Here is a 25,496-nt window from a genome sequence, read left to right on the forward strand (position 1 = left end):
GTCAGCCCAGAATCTGCGGGTTGAGCTGCCACACTGAATAGTTGAGCGCCGCGGCGAAGCTGATCCACAGCAGGTAGGGCGCAAGCAGAGCACCGGCCAGCCGCTGCGCCCGCCAGAAAGCGACGATCGTCGCCGCCACCAGCACAATCAGCAGCAGGATATTGAAAAATCCGAGCGCGCCCTGGTGCCAGACAAAAAACACCCAGCTCCACAGCGCGTTTACCGCAAGCTGCACAAGAAACAGCGCAAGCGCCCGCCGCTGGCGCGCAAACCCGCCCCGCCGCCACACCAGCCAGGCGGCGATGCCCATCAGTGCGTAAAGCGTCGTCCACACCGGCCCAAACACTGACGCCGGCGGCGCCCAGTCAGGCTGCATCAGCTGGCCGTAAAACTCGCTGGCCCGTATCGAGGCAATCGCCCCCACGGCAGATGCGGCAAAGCACACGGCCAGCCAGCCGAGCAGGCCGAGGGCTTGTTTTTGCTTTGAGAATGGTGGCATACAAGGTTCTCGATTTTTTAACGTGTGGCTTGATTGTGCTGCGTCACAATACGGTAGCGCGTTTCCAATGCAAAACGGCCGCCCGTGGGCGGCTGTTCTATTGGCCGGGCTTAATCCAGGCGCGAAAGCTCGTTTTCCAGCCGCTGAATGTCAGCTTTTTTTTCTTCCACCTCCTGCTGGTACTGGCGGCGGTCATCCGCATCGCCGTTTGCTTTAGCTTCTGCAAGGTCGGACTCGTGCTCGGCCAGGTCTTCTCTGGCGTCCTGTAGGTCGTCGATCAACTCCTCGCGAAGACCTTCATCGGTACAATGCCGCGTTGCCTCTTGCAGTGCCTTTTTCAAGCCGGCTATCTGATGATCGTTACCATGCTGTTGGGCGATGCTCAGCTTGTTTTCGATCTCGCAGAATTTCCAGTCGCAGCCTGTGACGCTATCACAGCTTGACGATGCTAACGCTGGAGCGGCTGCAAGCAGCAACGCGAGCCCTGCCAGGGCGCTGGCTGAGCGGGTTAAGAAGGGAGCGAGTATCTTGAGCATGGCAGTTCTATTTGTGGATTCGAAGAGCCGTCGCTTGAGTTAGTGGTGGCCGTGGGCGGCGACATTAATAGCATCAGATAGCTCGTGATGCCTGGCGCAGCTTGGGTGTAAACGCAGTAAGTTTCTTAAGCCGATGCTTTTTTGCTTACCAAGCTGCTGATTCAGCACCTCGGTGGGAAGAACGTAAAATTCCCACTGATCCAGGTTGAGCGGATCGACGGTCGACTTGTCTTTGTGCGCCAAAATACAAAATACATAAACATCAGCTTGGCGAACCTGCGTTGTACCGAGTTTTTCGGTTTTGGAATCCCAGCCGAAAGAGGGGCTTATGTTGAATTGGATGGTTGAGAGCTTGGTCTGCGCCCAGGTTTGCAGATACGCACCAGACTTAACTTCGACCCGGACCCCAGACGCCGTTTTTACATCGTAAGCATCCCATTCGGTTCGTGTGCCACTGTCACCTTTTACCGCAACCGCGACAAGGTACTCGGCGAGAACGCCGCGCATCGCGTTACCAACAAGGTCCGATGTGGACCATTGCCAAAAATCCAGCAGGCTCTTGCCGACTGGGCGTCCACACTCTGTGATGGGTTCATGTCCCGACTTGCGAATTACCGCGATTGCATCAAGTTGTGAGTTTTCCATCCAAGGCACCGAATTGTTGGGGCGCGCATGATTAATGATTGCCTGATCATGTAACATCGCCAACTGGAACAGGAAAAGAAATCATCGATTTGGATGTCCCTCTGGCTGGTTCTGTTATGCGCTGAATTTAGAAGCAAAATTGTATCGATAAATAGCAGAATGTGCCGCCACCCAACGCAGAACGGCCGCCCGTGGGCGGCCGTGTGCCTTTTCTCTTGCGCTTGTGCCGGCAAGCACTCAGGCGTCGGGCAGGTTGAGCGTGTCTTTCACCGCAGGCCAGGCGGGCTTGCCGCTGCGGGTGGTGACGCCGTCGAGGAACGCTTTTACCTGAGCGGGGTTATCCCGCAGCCACGCAAGCGCGACTTCGTCGGCGGGGCGCTCTTCATAGCTAAAGCCGCTGATCATCGCGCTTTGCTGATCGGCGCTGAACGTCAGCTGTTCAAGCAGGCGTGCGGCGTTGGGATTTTGTTCGGCAAACGTTGGGGTAATCAGCGTACGTACGTCGCTGCGCCCGCCGTCCGGGCCCCAGGCGTCTTCCGGGTCGTCGAGAAACTGGATATCGTACTCGATGCTGGCCCAGTGCGGCGTCCAGGCGTAGAACACGATCCACTCGTCGCGGTTCATCGCTGCCTTGGCCTGGCTGAACATGCCCGAGGCCGAGGTTTCCGAGAGGTTCCATTCGTCCAGGCAGTAGGTGGCGCTGTCCTGCATGTCAGCCAGCAGATCGCTTGTGCCGGAGCCGACCTCGATGGAATAGATCGTGCCGCCGGCCTTGTCCTGCAGGTCTTTGCTGCACAGGTCTTCGCCCGAGGTGTAGCCGGCTTGGTAGACATAGTCCGGCACAACAAAGCCCAGCCGGGCGCCGTCGACGTTGGTGCCCAGGTCAACCAGCTGTTGCTTGCCGCTGGTGGCGGTGTCGTACATGCCTTGCTGAGCCGGCAGCCAAGACGCCAAATAGGCGTCAAGTTCGTTTTCGCCCAGCGCCTGATAGGCGATAGTAGCGCCGATTTCCTGCTGGGTCGGGGCGTAGCCAAGGGCGTCAAACAGGGTGGCGGCAAGCTGGGACTTGACGGTAACGCCGGGCCAGGGCGGCACGGCAAAACGCACGGCGGCGGGTTCGTCAGCGGCGCTTGCGGCGAGCGGGGCGGCCAGCAGTGCGCTACCGAGGGCACAGGCGGTGATGCCTGCATGAAGGGTAAAGCGACGAGAAGTACGCAAGCCAGATGTCATTCGGGCTCCTTATGGTTGCTGCGGTAAGCACGACCTTAGCGCTGCTTTACATGAAGAGCAACGTAAAACGGTCCGCCGGATAAGGCGGCCGTTGTGCTGAAAAGCGTGGCTTAACGCGCTATCGACTGCCGCGCTGACTTAAGTGGTATGGCGGTCCGCGCGGTGCTCTTCTACCCTCGTTATCCTGCGCGTTTGGGCGATGTCCGCTCGCGCATCACACACGGATAATAACAAGGGGTTGCCCATGTACCGTTCTGAGCACAGTTCCGAGCAGCGATCTGCATCCATGCCGCCGTTACGGCTGACGCGTCTTTCCCAGGGCGTGCTGGCCGGCGCGTTGATGCTGTCGGCATCGCTTGCCGCGACTACCGCCACCGCCCAGGAGGCGATTCTGGAAGGCGAGCGTTTCCACCCGGTCGAAAGTGCCAAGGGCATGGTGTCTACCAGCCATACGCTGGCCTCCAAAGTCTCTCGGGACGTACTGGCCAACGGCGGCAACGCGGTAGACGCGGCGGTGACCGCGGGCTTTGCGCTGGCCGTGACCCAGCCGCGTTCGGGCAACATCGGCGGCGGCGGCTTTATGCTGATTTCTGATGAGGAAAGCGGCGAGGTGATCGCCATCGACTACCGCGAGACTGCGCCCAGCGGTGCCACCGAGACCATGTTCCAGGACGAGCAGGGCGACGCCGTGACCGAGCGTTCGCGCTACACGCATCTGGCCTCCGGCGTGCCGGGCACCGTGGCGGGCCTTGCGCTGGCGCTGGAAGAGTACGGCACCATGAGCCTTGCCGACGCGCTGGCGCCGGCCATTCGCCTGGCCGAAGAGGGCTTTGCCGTGCCGCCGCGCTTCGTTAAAGGCCTGAACGACACCCGAGAGCGCTTCGAGCCCTGGGATTCCAGCATGGCCAAGTTCTTCAAGGAAGATGGCTCTGCCTATCAGGCCGGCGAGATTTTCCGCCAGCCCGACCTTGCCGCCACGCTCAAGCGCATCGCCGAAAACGGTGCAAGCGAGTTCTACGAGGGCGAAACCGCCCGCCTGCTGGTGGCTGAAATGGACAAGCACGGCGGCCTGATGACCATGGAAGACCTGGCCGGCTACGAGCCCGCCATCCGCGAGCCCAGCCACGGCAGCTACCGCGGCCACGAGATCTACGCCATGAGCCCGCCTTCCTCCGGCGGCGCGCACATCGTGCAGATGCTCAACGTGCTGGAAGAGTACCCCATTGGCGAGATGGGCTTTGGCGCGGCGGACACCATGCACCTGATGGCCGAGGCCATGAAGCGTGCCTACGCCGACCGCTCGGAATACCTGGGCGATACCGACTTTGTCGACGTGCCGCTCGAGGGCATTACCTCGGAAGCCTACGCCGACAAGCTGCGCGAGCAGATCAGCATGGACAAGGCCACGCCCAGCGACGAGATCAGCGCGGGCCAGCCCTCGGCCTATGAGTCCAACGAGACCACGCACTTCTCAGTGGTAGATGATCAGGGCCTGGCGGTCTCCAACACCTACACCATCAACTTCAGCTACGGCTCGGGGATTGTGGTGGAAGGGGCGGGCTTTCTGCTCAACAACGAGATGGACGACTTCTCCGCCAAGCCCGGCGTGCCCAACGCCTACGGCCTGATCGGCGGCGAGGCCAACAAGGTGGAGCCCGGCAAGCGCATGCTGTCGTCGATGACGCCCACCATCGTCAAGAAAGACGGCAAGAACTTCCTGATCACCGGCAGCCCCGGCGGTTCGCGCATCATCACCACCACGCTGCAGGTGCTGATGAACGTGATCGACCACGACATGAACATCCAGTCCGCGGTCAGCGCTCCGCGCATGCACCACCAGTGGCTGCCGGATGAAATCCGCGTGGAAGCCGGCTTCAGCCCGGACACCCTGGAACTGCTGAAGGAGCGCGGCCACACTATCAGTCAGCAGTCGGCCATGGGCGCGGCCCAGTCGATTCTGATCGAAGACGGCATGTTCTACGGCGGTGCCGATCCGCGCCGTTCCACGTCATCGGCGATTGGGCTTTGATCTGAGCTTTACGTGCTTAAAACGGCCGCCCTTGGGCGGCCGCTTGATAAATTTAATCTAATTTTATCGTAACTATTTAGCTCATGCTGCCTGATCCAGCTCGTCCTCTCGCATGAAGGCAGGCACCTCACCGGCAAACAGTTGCTCCAGCGCCGTGTGCGCCGCCAGGCCCTGTTTAACGGCCGTCGAGAGGAAACTGCGCATCCGACAGAAGATCTCCGCCCCTTCCCACGAGCGGAAACAGCCCGAGATCTTCTGCTGGACCTTTGTCATCCGCAGGTCGCGCTCTCCCTGGTTGTTGGTGAAGGGAACGGCAGGATCCTCGAGGAAGCGCAGCACGTCATCCTCATACGCCCGGAGGCGTTCGAGCAGGTTGCGCGCTTTGGTGCGCCTGGTGCGCCCACGGGTTCCGGGGGGTGGCCTGGCCGGTGGCGGACATTCGGCCTCACCCTCCGCCAGGCAGTCCCGGTAGCGAACTCGCCAGCGCTGCGCCTCGTCTGCCGGGAGGCAGCCTCCCGCCTCATCGACGGCGCGATTCATGGCCAACAGCCGATCATGCAGCGACGTCGCCCAGGTTTGCTGGTCGTTGTCCCGGACGCCGGTCAGTTCGCGAAGGTGATGGGCATTGCACAGCGCGTGCCGGCAATCGTGGTAGCGGTAATAGGGCTTCCAATGATCATGCACCAGTACTCCCTGGACGTAAGGCAGGATGCCGATGGCGTCCATGGCCTCCTGGCCGCGCTTTGCATGAGGCGCCAGGTAGGTCAAGGCTTCATTCGAGGCGCAGTGCAGCCAGTAGCGCTTGCCACCGACCTGCATCCCGGTTTCATCGGCATGCACGGTAGCCGCTTCACGTAGCGCCGGGATCACCCACTCGGCAAAGGGCTCGGCTCGTCGGCAGGCCTCCTGGTTGAAGGCAAACAGGGTGCCGGTGCTCAGTGACAGGCCATACTGCGACGTCAGCAGCTCCCGAATGCGCGCATAAGGCAGCAGCTGGTATTGGGAGAGATAGACGGCATGCGCCTTGAGACGCGGGCCATACTGGATCGGGCGGGTCACGCCGTCGGGAAACGGCGCTACATGGCGTTGGCCCCGATCATCCTCCAGCACCTCGGCCTGGTACTCGGTCACCACCGACTGGATCACGATGTCCTGGACCTGACGCTTCTCAACGCCGACCGAGTGATACGCTCTCCCCTTGTTGGGCAGAGTGCGGCGATCGACGCGCAACGATACGACCTCATCCGGGTCGGTAACCGGCTCCAGCGTCCTGCCTTCGTGACCCGGTTGCCCGCCGGGGCGACGCTCGCCCTTTGCCCGGGAGCGGCGTTGGCGGTTGAGGTCCTGTGACGGCGGCTTGCTGCTATTGCGGCTGCTGGTCGCCAGCCGGTCCGCCATCAGCTTGACCAGCAGCATCAGGACGTCGATCGCGGCGCGCAGCGAAGGAGAGACCGTGCGGTCTTCCTTGAGCTGCTGCCGGACCCGCTCGAGGGCCTCGTCGACGTTGATATCTCTGATGGTCATGTTGCCTGCTGGGTGGGGGAGTCGAATGACGGTACTATGCCTGAAGGAACAGCGGGTTGGCGAGTCTCACCCGACGCCACCTGAATAGTTACATTTTATCTATGTTTATTCGGTTTCAGTTTTATAGCCGACCAGCTAAAGTTCTTTGTTCTTCATTTAAAGCGCCTCGCGCAATTATGTCTATAGACGTTGCAATAATATTGAGATTTCCAAATTCAAAATAAAATCCTTCCCATTTGTTCGTTCTTCCTCTTTCGAACATATATCTAAAAGTAATAAATATATCTCTGTTATTTTTCATGACTTGTGATATCTTTACTCCCCTTACTGGCAGTTTTTTTTCTTCTGTAGCGCTTGAGTTACTTAACCTTGCTTTTAAATAAAGGCAATCTTGTTTTTCGTTGCCACCTAAAGAGATATATTTTTTCTCAATTTCTTTCTGTGTTTTGAGGCTTACTTTCTCGTATAGATTATCCAAGTTATGCCCGTGAATATTTTTGTGGCCCTCCATTATTAAAATTGTTTTCAAGTAAAGCTCTATAGAAAGACCAAGGTTTGTAGCGGATGAAAAAATATCGGTCGGACATATTTTTCCAGTAGCGGTGTATTCTCTAATTAATTCTAGGCTGACGTCATGAAATTTTTTGGCAGAAGATAGTGATGTAATAAAATCAGAATTTATCTGATGGTTGTGCTTGCATTAATAGTACCTTTTATCTATTTTTATAGTTTATTGTTTTATGCTAATTTTGACATATACTTATAAAATTTAAAATAGTTAAAATTTATATATTTTTAATGAAAAAATCTGATAGAAGTTAGACTGCTAAGTTTTCAAGGAGTTTTCTTATCTAAGACAAATCTGAGCGGAAGCCCCACCCAAACACAAAAAAAGCCCGCCTTCTCAGGCGGGCTTTTGCTATCAGGCGTGCGCGGCGCGGTTAGCGCGCGGGCTTAACGCCAGCCGACGCGGTCAAAAATGCGCACGGCCTTGGGGTTGTTCTCGCCCAGCACGCTGACGTTGATGTCGTCTTTTTTGAAGTTGCCCCAGGATTCCAGCACCGGGTCTTTGTGAATGCCTTTCACCGCCGGAAACTCGTTGTTGCCGGTGGCGAAGATTTTCTGCGCTTTGTCCGATGCCAAAAACTCAAGGAAACGCACGGCGTTGTCGCGGTTCGGGGCGTTGTTGACTACGCCGGCGCCGCCAACGTTAACGTGGGTGCCGCGGCCGTTTTGGTTGGGGAAGATGATGCCCACTTTACGTGCCGCTTCGCGGTCGGCGTCGTCGTCGGACTTCAAAAGGCGCACGTAGTAGTAGTGGTTGGCCACGGCCAGGTCGCACTCGCCGCTGGCCACGCCGCGGATCTGGTCGGTGTCGCCGCCTTCAGGGTCGCGGGCCATGTTGTCGACCACGCCCTGGGCCCACTGTTCAGCGCCGTCTTCGCCGTGCTCGGCGACCATGGAAGCAAGCAGCGACTGGTTATAGATGTTGTTGGACGAGCGGATGCAGACCTCGCCTTTGAACCTGTCGTCGGCCAGGTCTGCGTAGCTTTCGATCTCGCTTGGGTCGATGTCTTCACGGTTGTAGAAAATCGCCCGGGCGCGCTGGCTAAAGCCGAACCACTGGCCGTCCGGGTGGCGCATGGATGCCGGCAGGCGCTCGTTGAGCACCTCGGACGCCACGTTCTGGAAGATGCCTTCTTCCTCGGCGCGCCACAGCCGGCCGGCGTCCACGGTGATCATCACATCGGCCGGGCTGGCGACGCCTTCGCGCTGAATGCGCTCGATGAGCTGGTCGGAGTCGCCTTCCAGCACGTTGACGTCAATGCCGGTCTCGTCGGTGAACGCCTGGTACAGGCGGTCGTCGGAGTCGTAATGGCGGGCTGAGTAGACGTTGACTTCATCGGCCAGGGCCTGGGTGGCGAAGGCGCTGCCGGCGACAGCGGCCGCCAGGGAAACGGCAATGCGTGCGGATTTCATCGTCGAGCATCCTTGTTGAGCTGAATGATAATAACTAGCATTAGTAATACAGGGCAATGTAAGCGCTTCGCCAAGGCGGCGTCAAGTGTTTCGCATGCCCGGTGCGGCAATCGGCATCGGTTTACCGGCAAGACAACGGATGCATTGCGCGGCGGGACAAAATAGAATGCGAATGGCTTTCAGTTATTTTAGCAGCGGAGCGGGTATCCGCTGCACCAACCACGGTGGGATACGATGATGGCAACCATGACAACGCCCACGGCAACCCGGCACACCACCGAGACTGCCGCCCCGGTCGCGGCGCTTTCACTGAGCGACGTGCACCATCACTTCGGCCGCCATCCGGTGGTCAAGGGGGTGAACCTAAGCGTCGAGCCCGGCGAGGTGGTCTGCCTGCTGGGGCCGTCGGGCTGCGGCAAGACGACGCTTCTGCGCATCGCGGCCGGCCTGGAAGTGCTGCAGGAAGGGCGCGTGGGGCTGGAAGGAGAGACCGTTGCCGCCCCCGAGCGCCGCCACGTACCGCCGGAAAAGCGCAGCGTGGGCCTGGCGTTTCAGGATTCAGCGCTGTTTCCGCACCTCTCGGTGCTGGAAAACGTCATGTTCGGCCTAAAGCCGCTGCCCGTGCCCCGGCGCCGGGCGTGCGCGCTTGAGCGTCTGGAGCAGCTGGGCATGGCCGACTACGCCGAGACCTACCCGCACATGCTTTCCGGCGGCCAGCAGCAGCGCGTGGCCCTGGCCCGGGCGCTGGCCCCGGAGCCGCGGCTGATGCTGCTCGACGAGCCGTTTTCCAGCCTGGACGCGCGCCTGCGCGACCGCATCCGCGACGACACCCTGCACGTGCTGAAAAACGTCGGCGCGGCCACGCTGCTGGTCACCCACGACCCCGAAGAAGCCATGTTCATGGCCGACCGCATTGCCCTGATGCGCGACGGCGCCATCGTCCAGACCGGCACCCCGCGCGAGCTTTACTGCGCGCCGTGCGATCCGTTTGTGGTGACGTTTTTCGGCGAGGTCAACGAGCTTTACGGCGTGGTGGAAAACGGCGAGGTAAAAACGCCGGTGGGCACCGTGGAAGCGGGCTGGCTGCCCGAAGGCAGCGACGCGATCGTGATGGTGCGCCCGGAAGCGCTGCGCGTAAGCGAGCTCGATGAGTGCGGCCTGGCCCACGCCCACAGCCATGTGGTCATGGCCAAGCTTTTGGGCCGCTCCAGCCTGATCCACCTGTGCGCCCACGGCCCCGAGGGCGACGAGGCCCACCTGCACGCCCGGGTGCCGGGCGTGTTTCTGCCCGCCGAGGGGCAGACGGTGGATATCCACCTGGATTTATCCCAGGTCTTCGTCTTCGCCGCGCCGGGAGGCGCTGCCGGGGCGTGAGCGGCGCATCGCCAGGCTCAGGAAAATCACCGGAATAATCCCCACCACCACAATCGCAAGCGAGGCCGTGGAGGCCTCGGCCAGACGCTCATCCGCTGCCAGATTGTGCGCCCGCACCGCCAGCGTATCGAAGTTGAACGGGCGCAAAATGATGGTGGCGGGCAGCTCTTTCATGGCGTCGACGAACACCAGAATGCCCGCGGCCAAAAGGCTTGAGCGCATCATCGGCGTGTGAATGCGCCGCAGGGTGCCGCCGGCGGTCTGGCCGAGCGTACGCGCGGCGGCGTCCATGCTTGGCGTTACCTTGCCAAGACTTGCCTCCACGGCGTTGAACGACACGGCGAGAAAGCGCGCCACATAGGCGTAAAGCAGGATAAACGCCGAGCCGCTGAAGACCAGCCCGATGATGCGGCCGTAGTGTTCGTTGAACCAGACGTTGAGGGCGTTATCCAGCCAGGCAAAAGGAATCAGAATGCCCACGGCCACCACCGAGCCGGGAATGGCGTAGCCCATGGCCGCCACTCTTGAGCTCACCCGGGCAAAGGGCGTGTTGTGAATGCGCACGCCGTAGCTTAAAAGCAGTGCCAGCCCCACGGCGAGCACCGCCGCCCCCACGGAAAGCCCCAGGCTGTTGGCGGCAAAGCCGATAAAGCGCGCGCCGAACAGCGAGTCACCCTCTTGAACGGCCATGTTGAGCAAAATGCCGCTGGGCAGTACAAAGCCCACCAGCACCGGCAGCAGGCAGGCCACCAGGGCAGCGCCGGCGCGCCAGCCGCCCAGGCGATATTCAGGCAGCTGCTGGTAGCGGCTGGTGGTATGAAAATAGCGCCGCTTGCCCCGTGACCAGCGCTCCAGCAGCACCAGCACAACGACAAACGTCAGCAGGCAGGCCGCCAGCTGTGCCGCCGCCACCGGCTCGCCCAGGCCAAACCAGGTGCGATAGATGCCGGTGGTAAACGTGTCCACGCCAAAAAACTGCACCGCGCCAAACTCGTTGAGGGTTTCCATCAGCACAAGCGACACCCCGCCCACCAGCGCCGGGCGGGAAAGCGGCACCGCCACGCTCATGAACAGGTGCCAGGGCCCGCGCCCCAGGGTGCGGCCGACATCCAGCACGCACACCGACTGCTCCAGAAACGACGCCCGGGCCAGCAGGTAGACGTAGGGGTAAAGCACCAGCGTGATCAGCGCGGCCGCCCCGCCCAGCGAGCGCACGTTGGGAAAGTAGTAGTCGCCGTATGCCCAGCCGGTCAGCTCGCGCAGCAGGCTTTGCAAAGGCCCCGCCACCTGAAGAAAGTCCGTATAGGCGTAGGCGATGACGTAGGTAGGCACCGCCAGCGGCAGCAGCAGCGCCCACTCGAAGACGCGCTTGCCGGGGAAGCGACACATCACCACCAGCCAGGCGGTACCGGTGCCGATCACAAGCGTCCCCACGCCGACGAACAGCACCATCCAGAAGGTGTTGGTCAAATAGCGCGGCAGCACCGTAGAGGCCAGGTGCTGCCAGACATCCCCGGCGGGGAAAAACACATGGCTGAACACCACGATCACCGGCAGCGCCACCACCAGCGCAATGGCAAAAAGAATGGCTGCCCAGAGGCTGAACCGCGGCTTGATGCCGGCACGTAGCCGGTGGGCGAGGGCGTGCAGCCCGCGACTGGCGGAATGAGACAAAACCAACCCTCCTTTGCGCCTGGGCTTGGGTAGCGAGACGGTAACAGGTGACAATGCGATAAACTCCCAGCGGCGAATAGTATCATTCGCATGCCGTCGCCTGCATCAATGCCCGCGAATACGCCGTGGCAAAAACACCGCCTGCAAGCTTTATCCAAGGAGACGCTATGCAACCGCCAATTTCGCCGGCGCGCGATGTGCGCGGCTTGCGCGCCCTGCTTGCCCATGCCACTCGGCTTGGCCGCCGCCGCGCCCGCTGTCTTGTTTGGCTAAGCGGCGGGCAAACCGCCGGCCGCCGTCGGGCGCTGGCGCTGTGGCGGGCCAAAGACTGGCACGCCCCGCTGTGGGTCGGCGCGCCGCTGGAAGGCACCACACATGCCCCGCCCGCGCTGCCTGCGGCCAAGGCCCGCACGCGGCTGGGCCAGGAGCACGAGCTGGTGGTGGTAGACGTGGCCGCCGGGCTGGACCCGAACGCGCTGGGGGCGCTGGGCGGCACGCTGACCGCCGGCGGCCTATTGGTGCTGATCACCCCGGAAGGCTTCGGCCGCGCGCCGGACGCCGACTATCGCCGCATCGCCGACTATCCGTATGCCTGGCAGGACCTCAGCGCGCACTATCTCGCCCGGCTGGCACGCCTTCTGGCCGACGATGCCGGCGTGTTGAGCTGGCCGGCCGATGGCGCTGTGCCCAGCGTGCCGGCGCTGGCCCGTACGGCGGCGCGCAGCCGAATGCCGCAGGATGCCGCCTGTATAACCGACGATCAGGCCCGGGCGGTGGCCAGGCTTGAACGCCTCAAGCGCCGCCGGCCGCTGGTGATCACCGCTGACCGCGGCCGGGGCAAAAGTGCGGCACTGGGCATCGCCTGCGCCCGATGGCTTAAGCGCGGCGTGGCGCGTATCGTTGTGACCGCCCCGCGCCCGGACGCCGCCGCGGCGCTGTTTGCCCACGCCGCCGGCGAAGCGGGCGCGAGCCGTGAAAGCCCCGCGCGGCTGACGCTGGAAAGCGGCGGGGTGCTTGAGTTTATCGCCCCGGACGCGCTGAGCGCGGCGGTACAGGCGGGAACACTGGGCGGCGACGGCAGCTATCTGGTGGTAGACGAGGCCGCCGCGATTCCCCCGGCGCTGTTGGGCGAGTGGCTCACTGCCTTTCCGCGCATTGCCTTTGCTACCACGGTGCACGGCTACGAAGGCTCCGGGCGCGGCTTTGCCCTGCGCTTTCGCGCGCGGCTTGATCGCCAAACCCCCGGCTGGCAGGCGCTGACGCTGGCAACGCCGGTGCGCTTTGCCCCAAACGATCCGCTGGAAGCCACGCTCAACCGGCTGCTGCTGTTAAAAGCGGGCGTCACCGATACGCCCGGCGCGGGCAAGCCAAAGGTGCGCTGGCTCAAGCGCCGGGTGCTGGCCCGCAGCGAAGCCGCGCTGGAGGCGCTTTTTGGCCTGCTGGTGCAGTCCCACTACCGCACCGCGCCGGACGACGTGCGCCAGCTGCTCGACGGCCCTGCCACCCGCATCGGCGTGCTGGGGGAGGAGCGAACGCCGGCCGGCGTGGTGGTACTGCGCGAAGAAGGCGGCTTTGACGCCGAGCTTGCCGAGCAGGTGGCACAGGGCGTGCGCCGCCCCCAGGGGCATCTGCTGGCCCAGTCGCTGGCCGCCCATGCCGGCAGCCGTGCCGCCCTCACCGCCCGCTGGCAGCGCATCACCCGGGTGGCCGTGCACCCGCACTGCCGCCGCCGGGGCGCAGGCCTTGAGCTGCTGAATGCAGCCGAGCAGGCAGCGCGCAAGAGCCGGGCGGATCTTGTGGGTGCCACCTTCGGCGCGGACGCCGAGCTGGTGGCGTTTTGGCAGGCGGCAGGCTTTACGCCGCTACGCTTAGGCATTGCCAAAGACACCGCCACCGGCGAGCATGCGCTGATGGTCGCCCGGGCGCTGACCCCGCGCGGCGAAGCCGTCATCGGCTCGCTCAACCGGCGCCTGGCCCGAGAGCTTCCCGGGCTTCTGGCCTTTGAGCTCGGCGGGCTTTCTGCCGGCGTGCTGGTGCCTTTGCTGGCGAGCCTTGCGCCCGTGGCGCTGACTGCCGAGCAGCGCTGCGATATTGCCGACGTGGCAAAGGCCAGACGCGACCCGCGGCTGGCACGGGATGCGCTTCAAACGCTGGCGCGCAGCGCCGCCCAACCGTCGCTGGACGCCCATGCCCGGGAGGCCTGCGCCGCGCTGGCCGGCTGGGCGTATCAAAACCGGCCCCTGGCCGACAGCCACAAGCGCCACGTAAGCGAGCTGCGCCGCGCGGCGGCGCTGCTGGCCGAGCGTGTCGTGTAAGAATCGACAGGTTCCATGGGCTTGCGCTTGGGCACTCAGATGCCCCCAGCCGGGACTCTTTCGCCGTCAGGCGTGGGGGAGTACAGTATTTGCACCTACGTAGAGATCCATTTTCATGAACGAACATCTTGATGCGCTAAGCCCCGCGCCGGTTTGGCGCCACTTTCGTACCCTGTGCAACACGCCGCGCCCCTCCGGCCACGAGGCCGCGCTGGTGGCCAAGCTGGAAGCCTGGGCGGACGATTTGGGCCTGGCCCACGACCGCGATGCCTTTGGCAATCTGCGGATCAAAAAGCCCGCCGCGCAGGGCTGTGAAAACGCCCCGGGCGTGATTGTGCAGGGCCATCTGGACATGGTGGCCCAGGCCAACGCCGAGTGCCCGCACGACTTCACCCGAGACCCGATCAGCACCCGCGTGCAAGACGGCTGGCTGCGCGCTGACGGCACCACGCTCGGCGCGGATAACGGCCTGGGCGTGGCCGCGGCGCTGGCGCTTCTGGAAAGCAGCGACGTGGCCCACGGCCCGCTGGAGGCGCTGTTCACCCTGGAAGAAGAAACCTCCATGGGTGGGGCACTCCACCTGGCCGAAAACTGGCTGGAAGGCAGCCTGCTGCTCAACCTCGACAGCGAAGCCCGCGGCGAGGCCTACATCGGCTGTGCCGGCGGCTGCGACGCGGTGGTTGACGCGCGCCTGCCGCAGACGTCGCTTCAGCCCTACGAGCGCTGCCTGGATATCGCCCTGACCGGCCTGGCAGGCGGCCACTCCGGCATGGATATCCACCGCCCGCTTGGCAACGCCAACCGCCTGTTGGCCCGCGTGCTGCGCCTGCTGGAGTTCGCCGACGCGCGGCTGGTGAGCTATCACGGCGGTACGCTGCGCAACGCGATTCCCCGGGAGGCGTTTGCGCGCATTGCGCTGCCGGCAGACGAGCTCGATGCGGTGACCGCCAAGGTGCAGTCGCTGGAAGCAACGCTGCGCGGCGAACTGGGCCGGGCAGACCGCGAGTTTGCGCTGAGCGTAACGCCTACCGCCGCCGGCGAAGTGCCCACCGAGGCGCTCAATCTGGACGCCAGCGCCATGCTGGTGGCAGCGCTGCATGCCGCGCCCTGCGGCGTGGAACGCATGAGTGCCGCGGTTGACGGCGTGGTGGAAACCTCCAACAACCTCGGCGTTGTGCAGCTGGAAAACGGCCGCTTTCATCTGTGTGCGCTGGTGCGCTCGCTGCACGACAGCGCCGTCAGCGCGCTGGTGGATCGCCTGCGGGCGCTGTTCGGCCTGATCGGCGCCCGGGCCAAGGCTGAACACGGCTACCCGGGCTGGGTGCCCAACGCGCAAAGCCCGCTGCTGGCGACGTTTATGGAAAGCCACGAAGCGCTGCTGGGGCGTGAGCCGGCGGTCAAGGTGATTCACGCAGGCCTTGAGTGCGGCATTCTGGGCAGCAAGTATCCGCACCTGGACATGATTTCTTTCGGCCCGACGATTCTTGGCGCACATTCCCCCGATGAGCGGGTGGATATCGGCTCGGTCGAAGAGTTCTGGGCGCTGCTCAAGGCGCTGGTTGAAGCGCTGGGGCGCAAGCAGGGCGATTGATCCGGCAGGCATGAAAAAACGGCACCCAAGGGTGCCGTTTTGCTTCGTAGGCTCGTTCGAGGTGCTTAGCGGCCGAGGTAGGCGTTGAGCATCCAGATGGTTTTTTCCTGCTCGCGGATGTACTGGCCGGCCTGATCGGCGGTGCCTTCATCGCCTGCGTCTTCGCTTAGCGTCAGCATTTCGCGCTGCAGTTCAATAATGGTCTGGAAGCCCTTGACGACGCCCTGCACGCACGCCGCGCCGTCGCTTACGTTTTTGTCTTCGCTGATGCGCGACAGCTTGACGTAGTCGCTGTAGGCGTGAACCGGCGTGTAGCCAAGGGTGAGAATACGCTCAGCCACTTCGTCTACCTTGGTCAGCAGGTCATCGTAGAACTCTTCGAACTTTTCGTGCAGCTGGAAGAAATCCTGGCCCTTTACGTTCCAGTGATAGCCGCGCACGTTCATGTAGAAAATCTGATAGTTGGCGAGCAGTTCGTTGAGCTTTTCGGCCAGCTGCTCGGCGCTGGTCTTTTGTAGGCCAATGCTGTTGATATCGGTCATGCTGCCTCCTTGGATAAGCCGCGTTGCGCGTTGGCATCCGTCGGCGTTAGCGGGCTTTTACGTACTATATAAGTCGTATCGCATTTGTAAAGCGCTGCGCCCGTTTTGGCAAGGCCGCACGGGCGCCTTCCTGTTTACATGCCGTCGGTGCCGCGTGATTTCAAGGGCGGTGCTGTTGTCTCAGCCGTTTTGGCCGCGCCGTGCCACAGCCGGGCAATGCTTTCGCAGCGGTCGGCAAGCAGCTCGGCGGTGCGAGCCACGGCGTTTTCCAGGGCAAGGGGGCCGTCGGCCAGGGCAAACGCGGCGGTTACGCCTTCGTCGTAGCAGGCCTGCCAGCCGTCGCCGAGCGCGCCGGCGAGCACCACCACGGGTTTACCGGCCGCCTTGCCGGCGCGGGATACGCCGATGGGCGTCTTGCCGGAAAGGCTCTGTCCGTCGAGTTTGCCCTCGCCGGTGATCACCAGATCCGCCGTTGCCAGGCGCTCGGCCATGCCCGCCTGCTCCATGATCATGTCGATGCCGGGTTTTAGTGTGGCCCCCATGAAGGCTCGGGCGGCAAAGCCCATGCCGCCGGCCGCACCTGCGCCGGCCATGTCGCGGTCGTCTTTGCCGAGTACGCTGGCGGCGATATCGGCAAAGTGGCCGAGTGCGGCGTCGAGCGCGTTGACGTCCTCGGGGGAGGCGCCTTTCTGGGGGCCGAACACGGCGCTGGCGCCGCGGCGGCCGAGCAGCGGGTTGTCCACGTCCACCGCCGCTTCTACTTGCAGCGTTTTCAGGCGCGGGTCAAGGCCGCTAAGGTCCAGGGTTTCAAGGTCGGCCAGGGCCGCGCCGCCCGGCGCCAGCTTTTGGCCGTGGGCGTCGAGCAGCTTGGCGCCCAGGGCGGTGAGCATGCCGGTGCCGGCGTCGTTGGTGGCGCTGCCGCCGAGCAGCAGCAGGACCTTTTCGGCGCCGGCATCCAGCGCGGCGCGAAACAGCTCTCCCACACCAAAGGTGGTGGTAATGCGCGCATCGCGCTCGGCAGGGCCAAGCGCCTGCAGGCCGCTGGCTTCGGCAAGCTCGATGTAGGCCGTGCGCGCATCGGCCAGCCAGCCCCAGCTAGCACAGGTCGAACGGCCCAGCGCATCCTGCACGGTGGCCTGGCGGCGCTCGGCGCCGGTGGCCATGATCAGCGCTTCAAGGCTGCCTTCGCCGCCGTCGGCCAGCGGGCAGATTTGCGTGCGGGCCTCGGGCAGGGCGCGCTGTATGCCGCAGGCCATGGCTGCGGCGGCGTCCCGGGCGCTCAGGGCGTCCTTGAAACTGTCAGGGCAGAGCAAAACGTGCATTGTGCCAACTCCTTAAGATCATCGGGTCATCGGGAACATAATACGCAAGGCCTGGCCGGTGCCCTGCGCGAATTGTTTGGCGCCGTTCGCGGCCGGTCATGCCCGTTAGCGTCCGACAGCCGATGATTTTGTCCATGGCGCGGGCAAACGCTGTTACGCTGAGGGTACGCCAAGGCGACGGCCTTGTGCGTTGCGACGTGTACGACCTGACACAAGGAGACGATCATGAAAGCCAATGCGACCTCCAGCGCCGTTCTCAAAGGGCTCGCCCTCAGCGCGGCCGCGCTGCTCATCGCCGGCCTGCTTGCCGGTTGCAACACGATGGCCGGCATCGGTCAGGATGTGGAAGAAGGGGGCGAAGCCGTGCAAGAGGCTGCCAGCTAGGCGCCGCGTCAGCCGGGCTTTTGGGCCCGGCTGGAGCACTTGCTGCCGGCGTCTGCCTGCTTGCCGGCGCTCTGTTTCTGGCGATTTTCAGCGCGTTTGTCGGTGCGTCGGATGTTTTCTGCAATCAGCGTTCGGCCGGGAGCTCCTGCTGGGCGCGCTCCTGGGCCTTTTCGGCTTTTTCGGCCTCTTTGCGCAGCTGCTTGCGCAGCGCGGCTTTCTCGAAGCGCAGCTTTTGCAGCGGCGTTTCCAGGGTCAGCGGCGGCACTCGGGCCGGTTTGCCGTTGTCGTCTACGGCGACCATGCTCAGATAGCAGCTGTTGGTATGGCGAATGAGCTGGCGGCGAATGTCTTCGGCCACCACCTTGATGCCTACCTCCATGGACGAGCGCCCGACGTGATTGACGCAGGCCAGAAACGTCACCAGTTCGCCTACGTGAATCGGCTGTTTAAACAATACCTGGTCGACCGACAGCGTGACCACGTAGTGGCCGGAGTAGCGGCTGGCGCAGGCGTAGGCGACTTCATCGAGACGCTTGAGAATGGCGCCGCCGTGCACCTTGCCGCTGAAGTTGGCCATGTCCGGCGTCATCAGCACGGTCATGGAAAGCTCGTGCTGGCCGCTGTGCATCGTAGAGTAAGAGTCCGCGTTATCGGTCATGGGGATCCTTTCGCTGAAGTTGAGCTACAAATCGGGAGGCCTCTGCCGGGTACGCTGCCTGCCGCAGGCTCACCATAGGCCAATGCCGGGGCGGCGTATAGCGCGGTGCTCTCAACGGCGGTCATGCCAGCGGGTTTGCCGGTAGCGCCGATAGTAGGCGGCCAGCGTCGCTGAGCGCACAAGCATAAAAGCCATAAAGGCAAGCCACAGCCCGTGGTTGCCAAGCGGGCGGGTGAGCCACCACACCGGCAGATACACCGCCAAGGCGATGAAAATGCTGTTGCGCATTTCTCTGACCGCCGTGGTGCCGATGAATACGCCGTCGAAAAAATAGCTCCATACCGCAATCAACGGCATGGCGACCATCCACGGCAGGTAGTCCGCGGCGGTGGCGCGTACTTCGGGCAGGCCGGTCAAAAGCGCGATCAGTGCGTTGCCGCCCAGTGCAAAGCACAGCGCAGCGCCCGTTGCGGTATACAGCGACAGTCGCGCGGTGGCGCCAACGGTGGCGGCAAAGTCTGTCCAGTCACGGCGGCCAAAGGCGCGCCCGATCAGCGATTCCGCGGCGTGGGCGAAGCCGTCCAGCGCATAGCTGATCAGCATGATGAACTGCAGCAGCACGGCGTTGGCGGCAAGCACAGTGTCGCCCTGGCGCGCCCCTTGAGCGGTGAAAAACGCCATGGCAAACAATAGCCCCAGCGTGCGAATAAAAAGGTTGGCGTTGACGCTGAACAGCGCCCGGTAGGCGCCAAGCGCCAGCAGGCGGCGGCGTAAAAACGGCCCCGGCAGGCGGCCCAGCTGGCGCAGCACCAGATAGCCGCCAAAGGCGATGGCCGAATAGTCGGCCAGCACGCTGGCCCAGGCCACGCCGTTGCTGTTCATCCCAAGGCCCACCACAAACCACAGATCGAACACGATATTGACCACGTTGGTCAAAAGCAGAATCCACAGCGTCACGCGGGAATTCTGCTGGCCCAGAAACCAGCCCAGAATGGCGTAGTTGGCCAGCACCGCCGGGGCCGAGAGCAGGCGGATTTCGGCATAGGCGCGGGCCAGCGGCGTGGCGGTGGGGCTGGCGTCCAGCAGCCACAGCCCCAGGGTGATCAGCGGCGAGGCAAACAGCGCAAGCCCCAGCCCGATGACCGCCGCCATGATCAGCGCCTGGCCCAGCAGATTTTTGACCGTCGTGCTGTCCTCGCGGCCGATGGCCTGGGCGGTCAGCCCCGTGGTGCCCATGCGCAAAAAGCCAAAGCCCCAGTATAAAAAGCTGAACAGCGTCGCCCCCAGCGTGACGGCGGCCAGGTAGCTTGCGTCCGGCAGGTGGCCAACCACGGCGGTATCCACCAGCCCCAAAAGCGGCACGGTGACGTTGGAGAGAATGATCGGCCACGCCAGCGCCCAGATGCGCCGGCGGGTGGGAGGCGTTGCGGGCACAGGGCGTCCTTCAGTGGGTCAGCGCGCGGTACTTGGCCATCAGCTGTTCGCGGGTTTCCGGCCGGGCGGGGTCGTCGGGAATGCAGTCCACCGGGCAAACTCGCCGGCAGCGGGGCGTGTCGTAGTGGCCCACGCACTCGGTGCAGCGGGCCGGGTCGATGTGATAGATCTCTTCGCCGTAGGTGATCGCCTCGTTGGGGCACTCGGGTTCACAGATGTCGCAGCTGATGCAGTCGTCGGTAATAAGCAGGGCCATGAAAAACCTCGCAGGCGCAGGGCGAACAAAGATCAGCCGTGATAGCGCGTCTTCAGCGCCTGGGCAACCCGGGGATGCACCAGCGGCGAAATATCGCCGCCGAGGCGTGCAATTTCGCGCACGATGGTCGAAGAGATGTAGGAGTTTTCTACCGCCGGGGTGAGAAACACGCTTTCAAGCTCCGGGTTCTGGGCGCGGTTCATGTTGGCCAGCTGCAGCTCGTATTCGAAATCGGAAACGGCGCGCAGCCCGCGCAGGATCACCGTGGCGTTTTGTTCATGCATCATCTGGGTGAGCAGGCCGGAAAAGCCGATCACCGAGACGTTGGCAAGCGAGGCGCAGGCGTGTTGAACCAGCGCGATGCGGGTGTCGAGCTTGAACGCCGGGTCTTTGCCGGAGCTTGCGGCCACGGCGACCACGACGCGGTCGAACAGGCGTGCGCCGCGTTCGATGATGTCGAAGTGGCCGTGGGTGATCGGGTCGAACGTGCCGGGGTATACCGCGGTGGTCATCACGCCTCCTCGCTGTCCGCGTCGTCGTCAAGCCGGCCGAAAGGGTTGGCCGGGCGCAGCGATACCGGCCGGGCATAGCCGGGGATCTCGATGCGATCGGCATGGATGGCAAGCTCCGGGCCTTCCAGTACCGCTTCACCGAACTGATAGCGCGGCTGGTAGTGGCCCTGGTCGGCCTGCTCAAGGTAGGCCGCGGCGGCGTCGCGCACGCCTTCCCGGCGCGCCCGCCAGGCGCTGACAGCGGCCGCACCGTGGCGTTTTTCCAGCAGCTTTTCGGTCACCCGGGGGGAAAGCACCACGCCGGTGGCGTTGTTGCCGCCAAAGCCCTTGGCGTTGAGAAAGCCGGCGTCGGCGTCAAAGGCTATGGGCGTGCGGGAAAAGCGCAGCCGCTCGCTGTAGACGTCGTCGGCGACGGCGTCAAGGGTGGGGATGCCGGGCAGCATACCGTGGGCAAAGCTGCCCAGGGCGCTGGCCAGCTGGTCACCGGCAGCCGAGCCCTGGGAATGGCCGACAAACGCCTTGATGGCTGCCACCGGCCAGGCGCTAATGCCGTGGGCCCGGGCGATTTCGTCGAACACGTGGGATTCGGTGGTGCGGTTTTTCGGCGTGCCGGTGCCGTGGGCGTGAAGAAAGCTGCGCTCTTTGAGCGCGGTTTCGCCGAGCATGTCGCGCACCAGCGCGGCCGCCTTGCCCAGGGTCACGTAGTTGCCGATGCCGGGGGCGGAGATCGAGCGCTTGAAGCCGTCGGCGTTGACGAACACGTCCGGCACCGCGCCGAGAATCTCGGCGCCTTCTTCAAGCGCCAGGGCGTCGTCCATGAGCATCACGAACTGGCTGGATTCCGCGATGGTGAAACCGCAGTTGCGGGCGAACGGCCGGCAGGCGCGCTGGTAGTCGGCGTCGGTGAGCAGCGTCAGCGCGTCCAGCGCCTTGAGCCCGGCATCGTCGGCCAGCGCTCCCATGGTGCGAAAGCCCTCGACGATCTCGGGGGTAATGGGGGCGTCGGCGGTGCCCACCATGACCACCCGGCGGCGGCCGGCGCGAATATCGTCAATCCCCAGGCGCAGGTTGTACAAAAAGCTGGCGCAGGCGCCAAGCGCTGCCCCGGTGCCGCCGACGCTGCCCAGCACGTAGGCGTTGATAAAGTCGGCGGGCATCTGGCCGTAGCCCAGCGGCATCTGCTTGGAGGTGGCGCGCTGGCCGGTGACCAGGCTTTTCAAAAGCCCGCCCCAGCCCTGGTCGTCGAGCTGGCCGATGGAGTTGCCGGCATACACCGCGATCTGGTCCGGATCGAGCCGGTCGCGCAGGTGCTCCCAGTCAAGGCCGCTTGCCTTCAGGCAGTCGCTGGCGCCGAAAATCGCCATGGAAAGCCCGCGCGGGTGGTGTACGCTGCGGTAGAGTGCGGCCGGCTCAAAGCCTCGCGGCAGCTGGCCGGCGGCTTTTACCCTGGGCGTTTGGGCGTCGGGCAAAAGCGCGTTGAAGTCGCCTTCGGGCACGTGCACCGTCACGGTCTTGGCGTCCCGCTCGCGCACTTCCCAGTGCGCCGGCAGGTGATCGGGCAGCTGGCGGCGGCGCAGGGTAAACGCAAGCGGCGCGTCAAGCGCGAGGGTGGCCTGGCGGTTGGCCGGCAGGCCCGGGGCACTAAAGGCGGCGGATTCGTTGCGGCGCACGAGGGTATGGTTGAGCACGGCGGCACGCAGCGATTCGGCATCTGGCGTATCGCCGGGCGCGACAAGGCGCATCAGGGCGGCCAGGCCCTGAACGGTTTGGCGTTGCTGGTCGGCGGGTAGCGCATCAAGCACGGTGCGGCGAAAGGCCTGATGGCCCGACGTTCTGCCGGCGGGATTGATGCCGCCCATGCCGACGATCACCGGTAAATGTGACAAGCCGGGTTCCTCGTGGTGCGGTAATGGAAAACGGGTGGCGCGCCGTGCGCGGGCGAGCGCCGAAAACGGAAATTTTGCTGGGCGTGATCATAGCACCGGCCGGGCAACGGCGTCATGCCGCAAGCGCTCAAGGCTGATAGAATCACGTCTTTTACCCGGAATCTGCCATGCAGCCGCCGTCACTGTCATTTTCAACGCCGCATCCGTCCTGCCGGATTGTGACCTCCCGCCAGACCGGCCCGCATCAGGATCTGGCGCGCCGCGTGGCGCGAGCGCTTGCCACGCCGCTGCAAAAGCCGGTGGCCGAGCACACCCGCACGGCCTTTGCCCGGGCCGATGCCTGGCGTGCCGAGCAGCAAAAACCGCTGATACTTGACGCCGGCTGCGGGGTAGGGCTTTCGACCCGGCGGCTGGCGGCTGCGTTTCCCGACTGCGCGGTGATCGGCGTGGACCGCAGCGCAAACCGCCTGCGCCGGGATCATGGCCCGCTGGCAGACAACGCCTTGCTGGTGCGCGCTGATCTGGTAGATTTCTGGCGGCTGGCCTGGCAGGCCGGCTGGGCGCCGGTGCGCCACTATCTGCTGTATCCCAATCCGTACCCCAAGGCCTCGCAGCTGAAAATGCGCTGGCACGGCCACCCGGTCCTGCCGTGGATTCTTGGCCTGGGCGGGCACCTGGAGCTGCGCAGCAACTGGCGCTTGTACGTCGAAGAGTTTGCCCTGGCCGTGGCGCAGGCCACCGGCCGCCGGGCGGCACTCGCCGCCTATACGCCGGCGGGGGCAAACGACTACCTGACCCCGTTTGAGGCCAAATACGCCGAGGGCGGCCAGCCGCTCTGGCAGCTAACGGTCGAACTGGAGCGACAATGGCATTTATTTACCTGATTTTAGCCATCGTGGCCGAAGTGGTCGCCACCAGCGCGCTGAAAGCCTCCGCCGGCTTTACCCGGCCGGTGCCCAGCGCGGTAGTAGTGCTCGGCTATGGCCTGGCGTTTTATCTGCTCAGCCTGGTGCTGCGTACGCTGCCGGTAGGCGTGGCCTATGCTATCTGGGCGGGGCTGGGCATTGTGCTGGTGACCCTGGTGGGCGTGGTGGCCTTCGGCGAGCGCCCGGACGTGCCCGCGGTTGTGGGCATTTCGCTGATTGTGGCCGGGGTGGTGGTGCTGCAGGTGTTTTCGCGAATCAGCGTTCATTAATCCACCAAAATAGGGAAAGTGCCATGAGACATGCCGTATTGAGCCGCGCGACAAGCCCGGGGCGGCTGCTTTTGCTGGCAGGTGCTTTTGTGCTGGCGTGTAGCGCAGGTGTTGCCCGGGCGGATTTCACCCGGCTAAGCGCGCTTGCCGACGACGGCTTTGCCATCAGCGCCGAGGCCCGGCTGTTGGACGGTGCGGAAGAAACCCTGGGCAGCATTACGCCGGACCGAGCGCTGACGCCGGCCTCGGTAACCAAGGTCTACATGGCGGCGGCGGCGCTCAACCGCTTTGGGCCCCAGTACCGCTTTACCACCCGGCTGAAAAGTGAAGGCGATGTGGACTCTGAAAGCGGCGTGCTTAACGGCGATGTATGGCTGGAAGGCGGCGGCGATCCGGGGCTGACCAGCGAAAACCTCTGGCGGCTGGTTCAGCGCCTGCATCAGGCCGGGGTGCGGCGCATCAACGGCGAGCTGGTGATCAGCCAGTGGCGCTTCGGCCCGGTGGCGTGTGTGACCACCGACCGCTGCGAGGCCAGAACGCGGGTAGACAACGCCTACAGCGCACCGCTGTCGTCCGCCGGGGTCAACTTTGGCAGCTGGTGCGTCAACGTCGCCCCGGCCGAGGCACCGGGCGAGCCGGCGCACATTACCCACTGTGACGGCCCCCAGGCGCTGACCGAGGTGGACAACCGCCTGACGACCCGGGCCGACGGCAGCGCCACGCGAATCAGCGCCGAACGGGTGACCGGCAAGCACGGCGACGTGGTACGCGTGCGCGGCCAGATCGCCGCGGACGCCTGGCCGCGGGACGTGTATCGCGGCGCCAGCGACGGCGCGGCGCAAACCGCAGATACCCTGCTGGCGATGCTGGGGCGCTTTGGCATTCCCCTTTCCGGCCCGCCGCGGGTCACCACGGCCAAGCCGCCCGAGGCCGCCGAAACCCTTGCCGCGGTGGACGGCAAGCCGCTCCAGGAGCTTTTACTGCGCACGCTGAACTATTCCAACAACTACATGGCCGATGTGCTGGCGCTGAACCTGGTGGAAACCCCCGGCGCTGAGCTGGCCGACGCCGGCGCCGCGCTTGAGGCCTACGCCGCCAGCCTGCCCGGCCACGGCGAGGTGCGGCTGGCAAGCGGCAGCGGCTTGACCCCCGAAAACCGCGCCACGGCTCACGGCATCAACGTCATGCTTGAGTCGATGTATCATCAAAGTGCGCTGTTCCCCAGCTTTGTGGCAGCGCTGCAGTCGCCGGAAAACGGCGTGATGCGCTTTATCCGCCGCGGGCCTGAGCGTTTTCAACGCAACGTCATGCTTAAAACCGGCACGCTCAACGAACCCCGCGCGGTACGTGCCGTGGCGGGCTATTTTCGCACCCAAAGCGGGCGCTGGGGGGTGTTCAGCGTGCTGGTCAACGGCGATCGCTCGACACCGTATCTGAACTGGAGCAAAGTGCTTGAGCCGCTGTCCGGGGATCTTGCCGAGATGATCGCTGACCGCTGAGCGGGCCTTTTCGCCACCCACTGAGGAGCGCACGATGAAACCGCAACGCACAGGGCTGGCGCACCTTTTGCATTCCACGCGCTACTCGCTCAACGGGCTGATCGCAGCGTTTCGCCACGAGGCGGCGTTTCGCCAGGAAGTGGCGCTGAGCGCAGTGCTCGTGCCCCTGGCCGTGTGGCTGGGCCAGAGCGCAGTTCAGGTGCTGCTGCTGATTGGCAGCTGCGCGCTGGTGCTGGTGGCAGAGCTTTTGAACAGTGCCGTGGAAAACGTGGTGGACCGCATCGGCACCGAGTACCACGAGCTGTCCGGCCGGGCCAAGGACATCGGCTCGGCGGCGGTGATGCTGGCGCTGGCCTACGCCGGGCTGACCTGGAGCGTTCTCCTCTGGCAGCGTTTCTGCACCTGACAGCG

24 protein-coding genes are annotated in these 25,496 nt (G+C 63.9%); 9 read left to right on the plus strand and 15 right to left on the minus strand.

From position 1 onward, the window contains the following. Position 1 precedes the first annotated feature (1 nt). From ACZ415_RS06620 to ACZ415_RS06635, 4 genes are all read right to left on the minus strand, one after another. Entirely contained in the window at positions 2-499 is a 498-nt protein-coding gene (locus ACZ415_RS06620; RefSeq protein ID WP_344703608.1) for a TspO/MBR family protein, read from the minus strand. Positions 500-609: 110 nt separating this feature from the next. Beyond that, a complete protein-coding gene (locus tag ACZ415_RS06625) occupies positions 610-1,035 on the minus strand; it encodes a DUF1090 domain-containing protein (protein ID WP_344703610.1) in 426 nt (141 codons plus the stop codon). A 39-nt stretch (positions 1,036-1,074) separates the two neighbouring features. Then, entirely contained in the window at positions 1,075-1,680 is a 606-nt protein-coding gene (locus ACZ415_RS06630) for a hypothetical protein (protein WP_344703612.1), read from the minus strand. Positions 1,681-1,917: 237 nt separating this feature from the next. Further along, positions 1,918-2,910 carry a glycine betaine ABC transporter substrate-binding protein gene (locus ACZ415_RS06635; protein ID WP_344703614.1) on the minus strand — a complete coding sequence of 331 codons (993 nt, stop codon included), beginning with the start codon at positions 2,908-2,910 and terminating at the stop codon, positions 1,918-1,920. A 286-nt stretch (positions 2,911-3,196) separates the two neighbouring features. Between ACZ415_RS06635 and ggt the strand changes: the two genes are divergently transcribed. Next, the gene (ggt, locus tag ACZ415_RS06640; RefSeq protein ID WP_464387712.1) at positions 3,197-4,939 is read left to right on the plus strand and encodes a gamma-glutamyltransferase; all 1,743 of its coding nucleotides are present in this window, start codon (positions 3,197-3,199) and stop codon (positions 4,937-4,939) included. Between the two features lie 81 nt (positions 4,940-5,020). Here ggt and tnpC read toward each other — a convergent pair whose 3' ends face one another. The 3 genes from tnpC to ACZ415_RS06655 all read right to left on the minus strand — a co-directional run bounded on the left by tnpC (position 5,021) and on the right by ACZ415_RS06655 (position 8,443). After that, positions 5,021-6,463 carry an IS66 family transposase gene (gene tnpC / locus ACZ415_RS06645; RefSeq protein ID WP_464387713.1) on the minus strand — a complete coding sequence of 481 codons (1,443 nt, stop codon included), beginning with the start codon at positions 6,461-6,463 and terminating at the stop codon, positions 5,021-5,023. A gap of 121 nt (positions 6,464-6,584) precedes the next feature. Then, positions 6,585-6,992, minus strand: a complete 408-nt coding sequence (locus tag ACZ415_RS06650) for a hypothetical protein (protein WP_344704313.1) — start codon at positions 6,990-6,992, stop codon at positions 6,585-6,587. Positions 6,993-7,417: 425 nt separating this feature from the next. Continuing rightward, positions 7,418-8,443: a Fe(3+) ABC transporter substrate-binding protein gene (locus ACZ415_RS06655; protein ID WP_344704315.1), complete on the minus strand. Its 1,026-nt coding sequence runs from the start codon at positions 8,441-8,443 to the stop codon at positions 7,418-7,420. Between the two features lie 237 nt (positions 8,444-8,680). On the opposite strand from ACZ415_RS06655, the gene ACZ415_RS06660 reads away from it, so the two are divergent. Then, positions 8,681-9,817 carry an ABC transporter ATP-binding protein gene (locus ACZ415_RS06660; protein WP_425552750.1) on the plus strand — a complete coding sequence of 379 codons (1,137 nt, stop codon included), beginning with the start codon at positions 8,681-8,683 and terminating at the stop codon, positions 9,815-9,817. Here ACZ415_RS06660 and ACZ415_RS06665 read toward each other — a convergent pair. Continuing rightward, entirely contained in the window at positions 9,767-11,491 is a 1,725-nt protein-coding gene (locus tag ACZ415_RS06665; protein ID WP_425552751.1) for an ABC transporter permease, read from the minus strand. The genes ACZ415_RS06660 and ACZ415_RS06665 overlap by 51 nt on opposite strands. 167 nt (positions 11,492-11,658) lie before the next feature. On the opposite strand from ACZ415_RS06665, the gene ACZ415_RS06670 reads away from it, so the two are divergent. Both ACZ415_RS06670 and pepD read left to right on the plus strand, forming a co-directional pair. Beyond that, positions 11,659-13,806, plus strand: coding sequence for a tRNA(Met) cytidine acetyltransferase TmcA (locus ACZ415_RS06670; protein WP_344704317.1), 2,148 nt, complete (start codon positions 11,659-11,661; stop codon positions 13,804-13,806). Positions 13,807-13,921: 115 nt separating this feature from the next. Then, positions 13,922-15,397: a beta-Ala-His dipeptidase gene (pepD, locus tag ACZ415_RS06675; protein ID WP_344704319.1), complete on the plus strand. Its 1,476-nt coding sequence runs from the start codon at positions 13,922-13,924 to the stop codon at positions 15,395-15,397. Positions 15,398-15,462: 65 nt separating this feature from the next. On the opposite strand, the gene ACZ415_RS06680 is transcribed toward pepD, so the two are convergent. Continuing rightward, positions 15,463-15,939, minus strand: coding sequence for a Dps family protein (locus ACZ415_RS06680; RefSeq protein WP_344704321.1), 477 nt, complete (start codon positions 15,937-15,939; stop codon positions 15,463-15,465). 134 nt (positions 15,940-16,073) lie between these two features. Then, positions 16,074-17,261: a glycerate kinase gene (locus tag ACZ415_RS06685; RefSeq protein ID WP_344704323.1), complete on the minus strand. Its 1,188-nt coding sequence runs from the start codon at positions 17,259-17,261 to the stop codon at positions 16,074-16,076. 225 nt (positions 17,262-17,486) lie between these two features. On the opposite strand from ACZ415_RS06685, the gene ACZ415_RS06690 reads away from it, so the two are divergent. Further along, positions 17,487-17,645 carry an entericidin A/B family lipoprotein gene (locus tag ACZ415_RS06690; protein ID WP_344704325.1) on the plus strand — a complete coding sequence of 53 codons (159 nt, stop codon included), beginning with the start codon at positions 17,487-17,489 and terminating at the stop codon, positions 17,643-17,645. 124 nt (positions 17,646-17,769) lie between these two features. On the opposite strand, the gene ACZ415_RS06695 is transcribed toward ACZ415_RS06690, so the two are convergent. From ACZ415_RS06695 to ACZ415_RS06715, 5 genes are all read right to left on the minus strand, one after another. Further along, positions 17,770-18,303 (minus strand): acyl-CoA thioesterase, encoded by a 534-nt coding sequence (locus ACZ415_RS06695; protein WP_344704327.1) that lies wholly within the window; start codon positions 18,301-18,303, stop codon positions 17,770-17,772. A 111-nt stretch (positions 18,304-18,414) separates the two neighbouring features. Beyond that, positions 18,415-19,737, minus strand: a complete 1,323-nt coding sequence (locus tag ACZ415_RS06700; protein ID WP_344704329.1) for an MATE family efflux transporter — start codon at positions 19,735-19,737, stop codon at positions 18,415-18,417. Positions 19,738-19,747: 10 nt separating this feature from the next. Further along, positions 19,748-19,993 (minus strand): YfhL family 4Fe-4S dicluster ferredoxin, encoded by a 246-nt coding sequence (locus ACZ415_RS06705; RefSeq protein ID WP_344704331.1) that lies wholly within the window; start codon positions 19,991-19,993, stop codon positions 19,748-19,750. A 32-nt stretch (positions 19,994-20,025) separates the two neighbouring features. After that, positions 20,026-20,505 carry a pantetheine-phosphate adenylyltransferase gene (gene coaD, locus ACZ415_RS06710; RefSeq protein ID WP_344704333.1) on the minus strand — a complete coding sequence of 160 codons (480 nt, stop codon included), beginning with the start codon at positions 20,503-20,505 and terminating at the stop codon, positions 20,026-20,028. Further along, entirely contained in the window at positions 20,505-22,364 is a 1,860-nt protein-coding gene (locus ACZ415_RS06715; RefSeq protein WP_344704451.1) for a beta-ketoacyl synthase, read from the minus strand. Before ACZ415_RS06715 ends, coaD begins: the two co-directional genes overlap by 1 nt. Positions 22,365-22,558: 194 nt before the next feature. Here ACZ415_RS06715 and trmB point away from each other — a divergent pair, with 194 nt between their 5' ends. From trmB to ACZ415_RS06735, 4 genes are read left to right on the plus strand one after another with little or no spacing between them, the layout of a single operon-like run. Then, positions 22,559-23,275 carry a tRNA (guanine(46)-N(7))-methyltransferase TrmB gene (trmB, locus tag ACZ415_RS06720; protein ID WP_344704335.1) on the plus strand — a complete coding sequence of 239 codons (717 nt, stop codon included), beginning with the start codon at positions 22,559-22,561 and terminating at the stop codon, positions 23,273-23,275. Beyond that, positions 23,257-23,586: a DMT family transporter gene (locus ACZ415_RS06725; RefSeq protein WP_344704337.1), complete on the plus strand. Its 330-nt coding sequence runs from the start codon at positions 23,257-23,259 to the stop codon at positions 23,584-23,586. Before trmB ends, ACZ415_RS06725 begins: the two co-directional genes overlap by 19 nt. A 23-nt stretch (positions 23,587-23,609) precedes the next feature. Beyond that, the gene (dacB, locus tag ACZ415_RS06730; RefSeq protein WP_344704339.1) at positions 23,610-25,085 is read left to right on the plus strand and encodes a D-alanyl-D-alanine carboxypeptidase/D-alanyl-D-alanine endopeptidase; all 1,476 of its coding nucleotides are present in this window, start codon (positions 23,610-23,612) and stop codon (positions 25,083-25,085) included. A gap of 34 nt (positions 25,086-25,119) precedes the next feature. Further along, positions 25,120-25,491 carry a diacylglycerol kinase gene (locus ACZ415_RS06735; protein ID WP_344704341.1) on the plus strand — a complete coding sequence of 124 codons (372 nt, stop codon included), beginning with the start codon at positions 25,120-25,122 and terminating at the stop codon, positions 25,489-25,491. Positions 25,492-25,496 lie beyond the last annotated feature (5 nt).

The organism is Halomonas cibimaris (assembly GCF_055379665.1).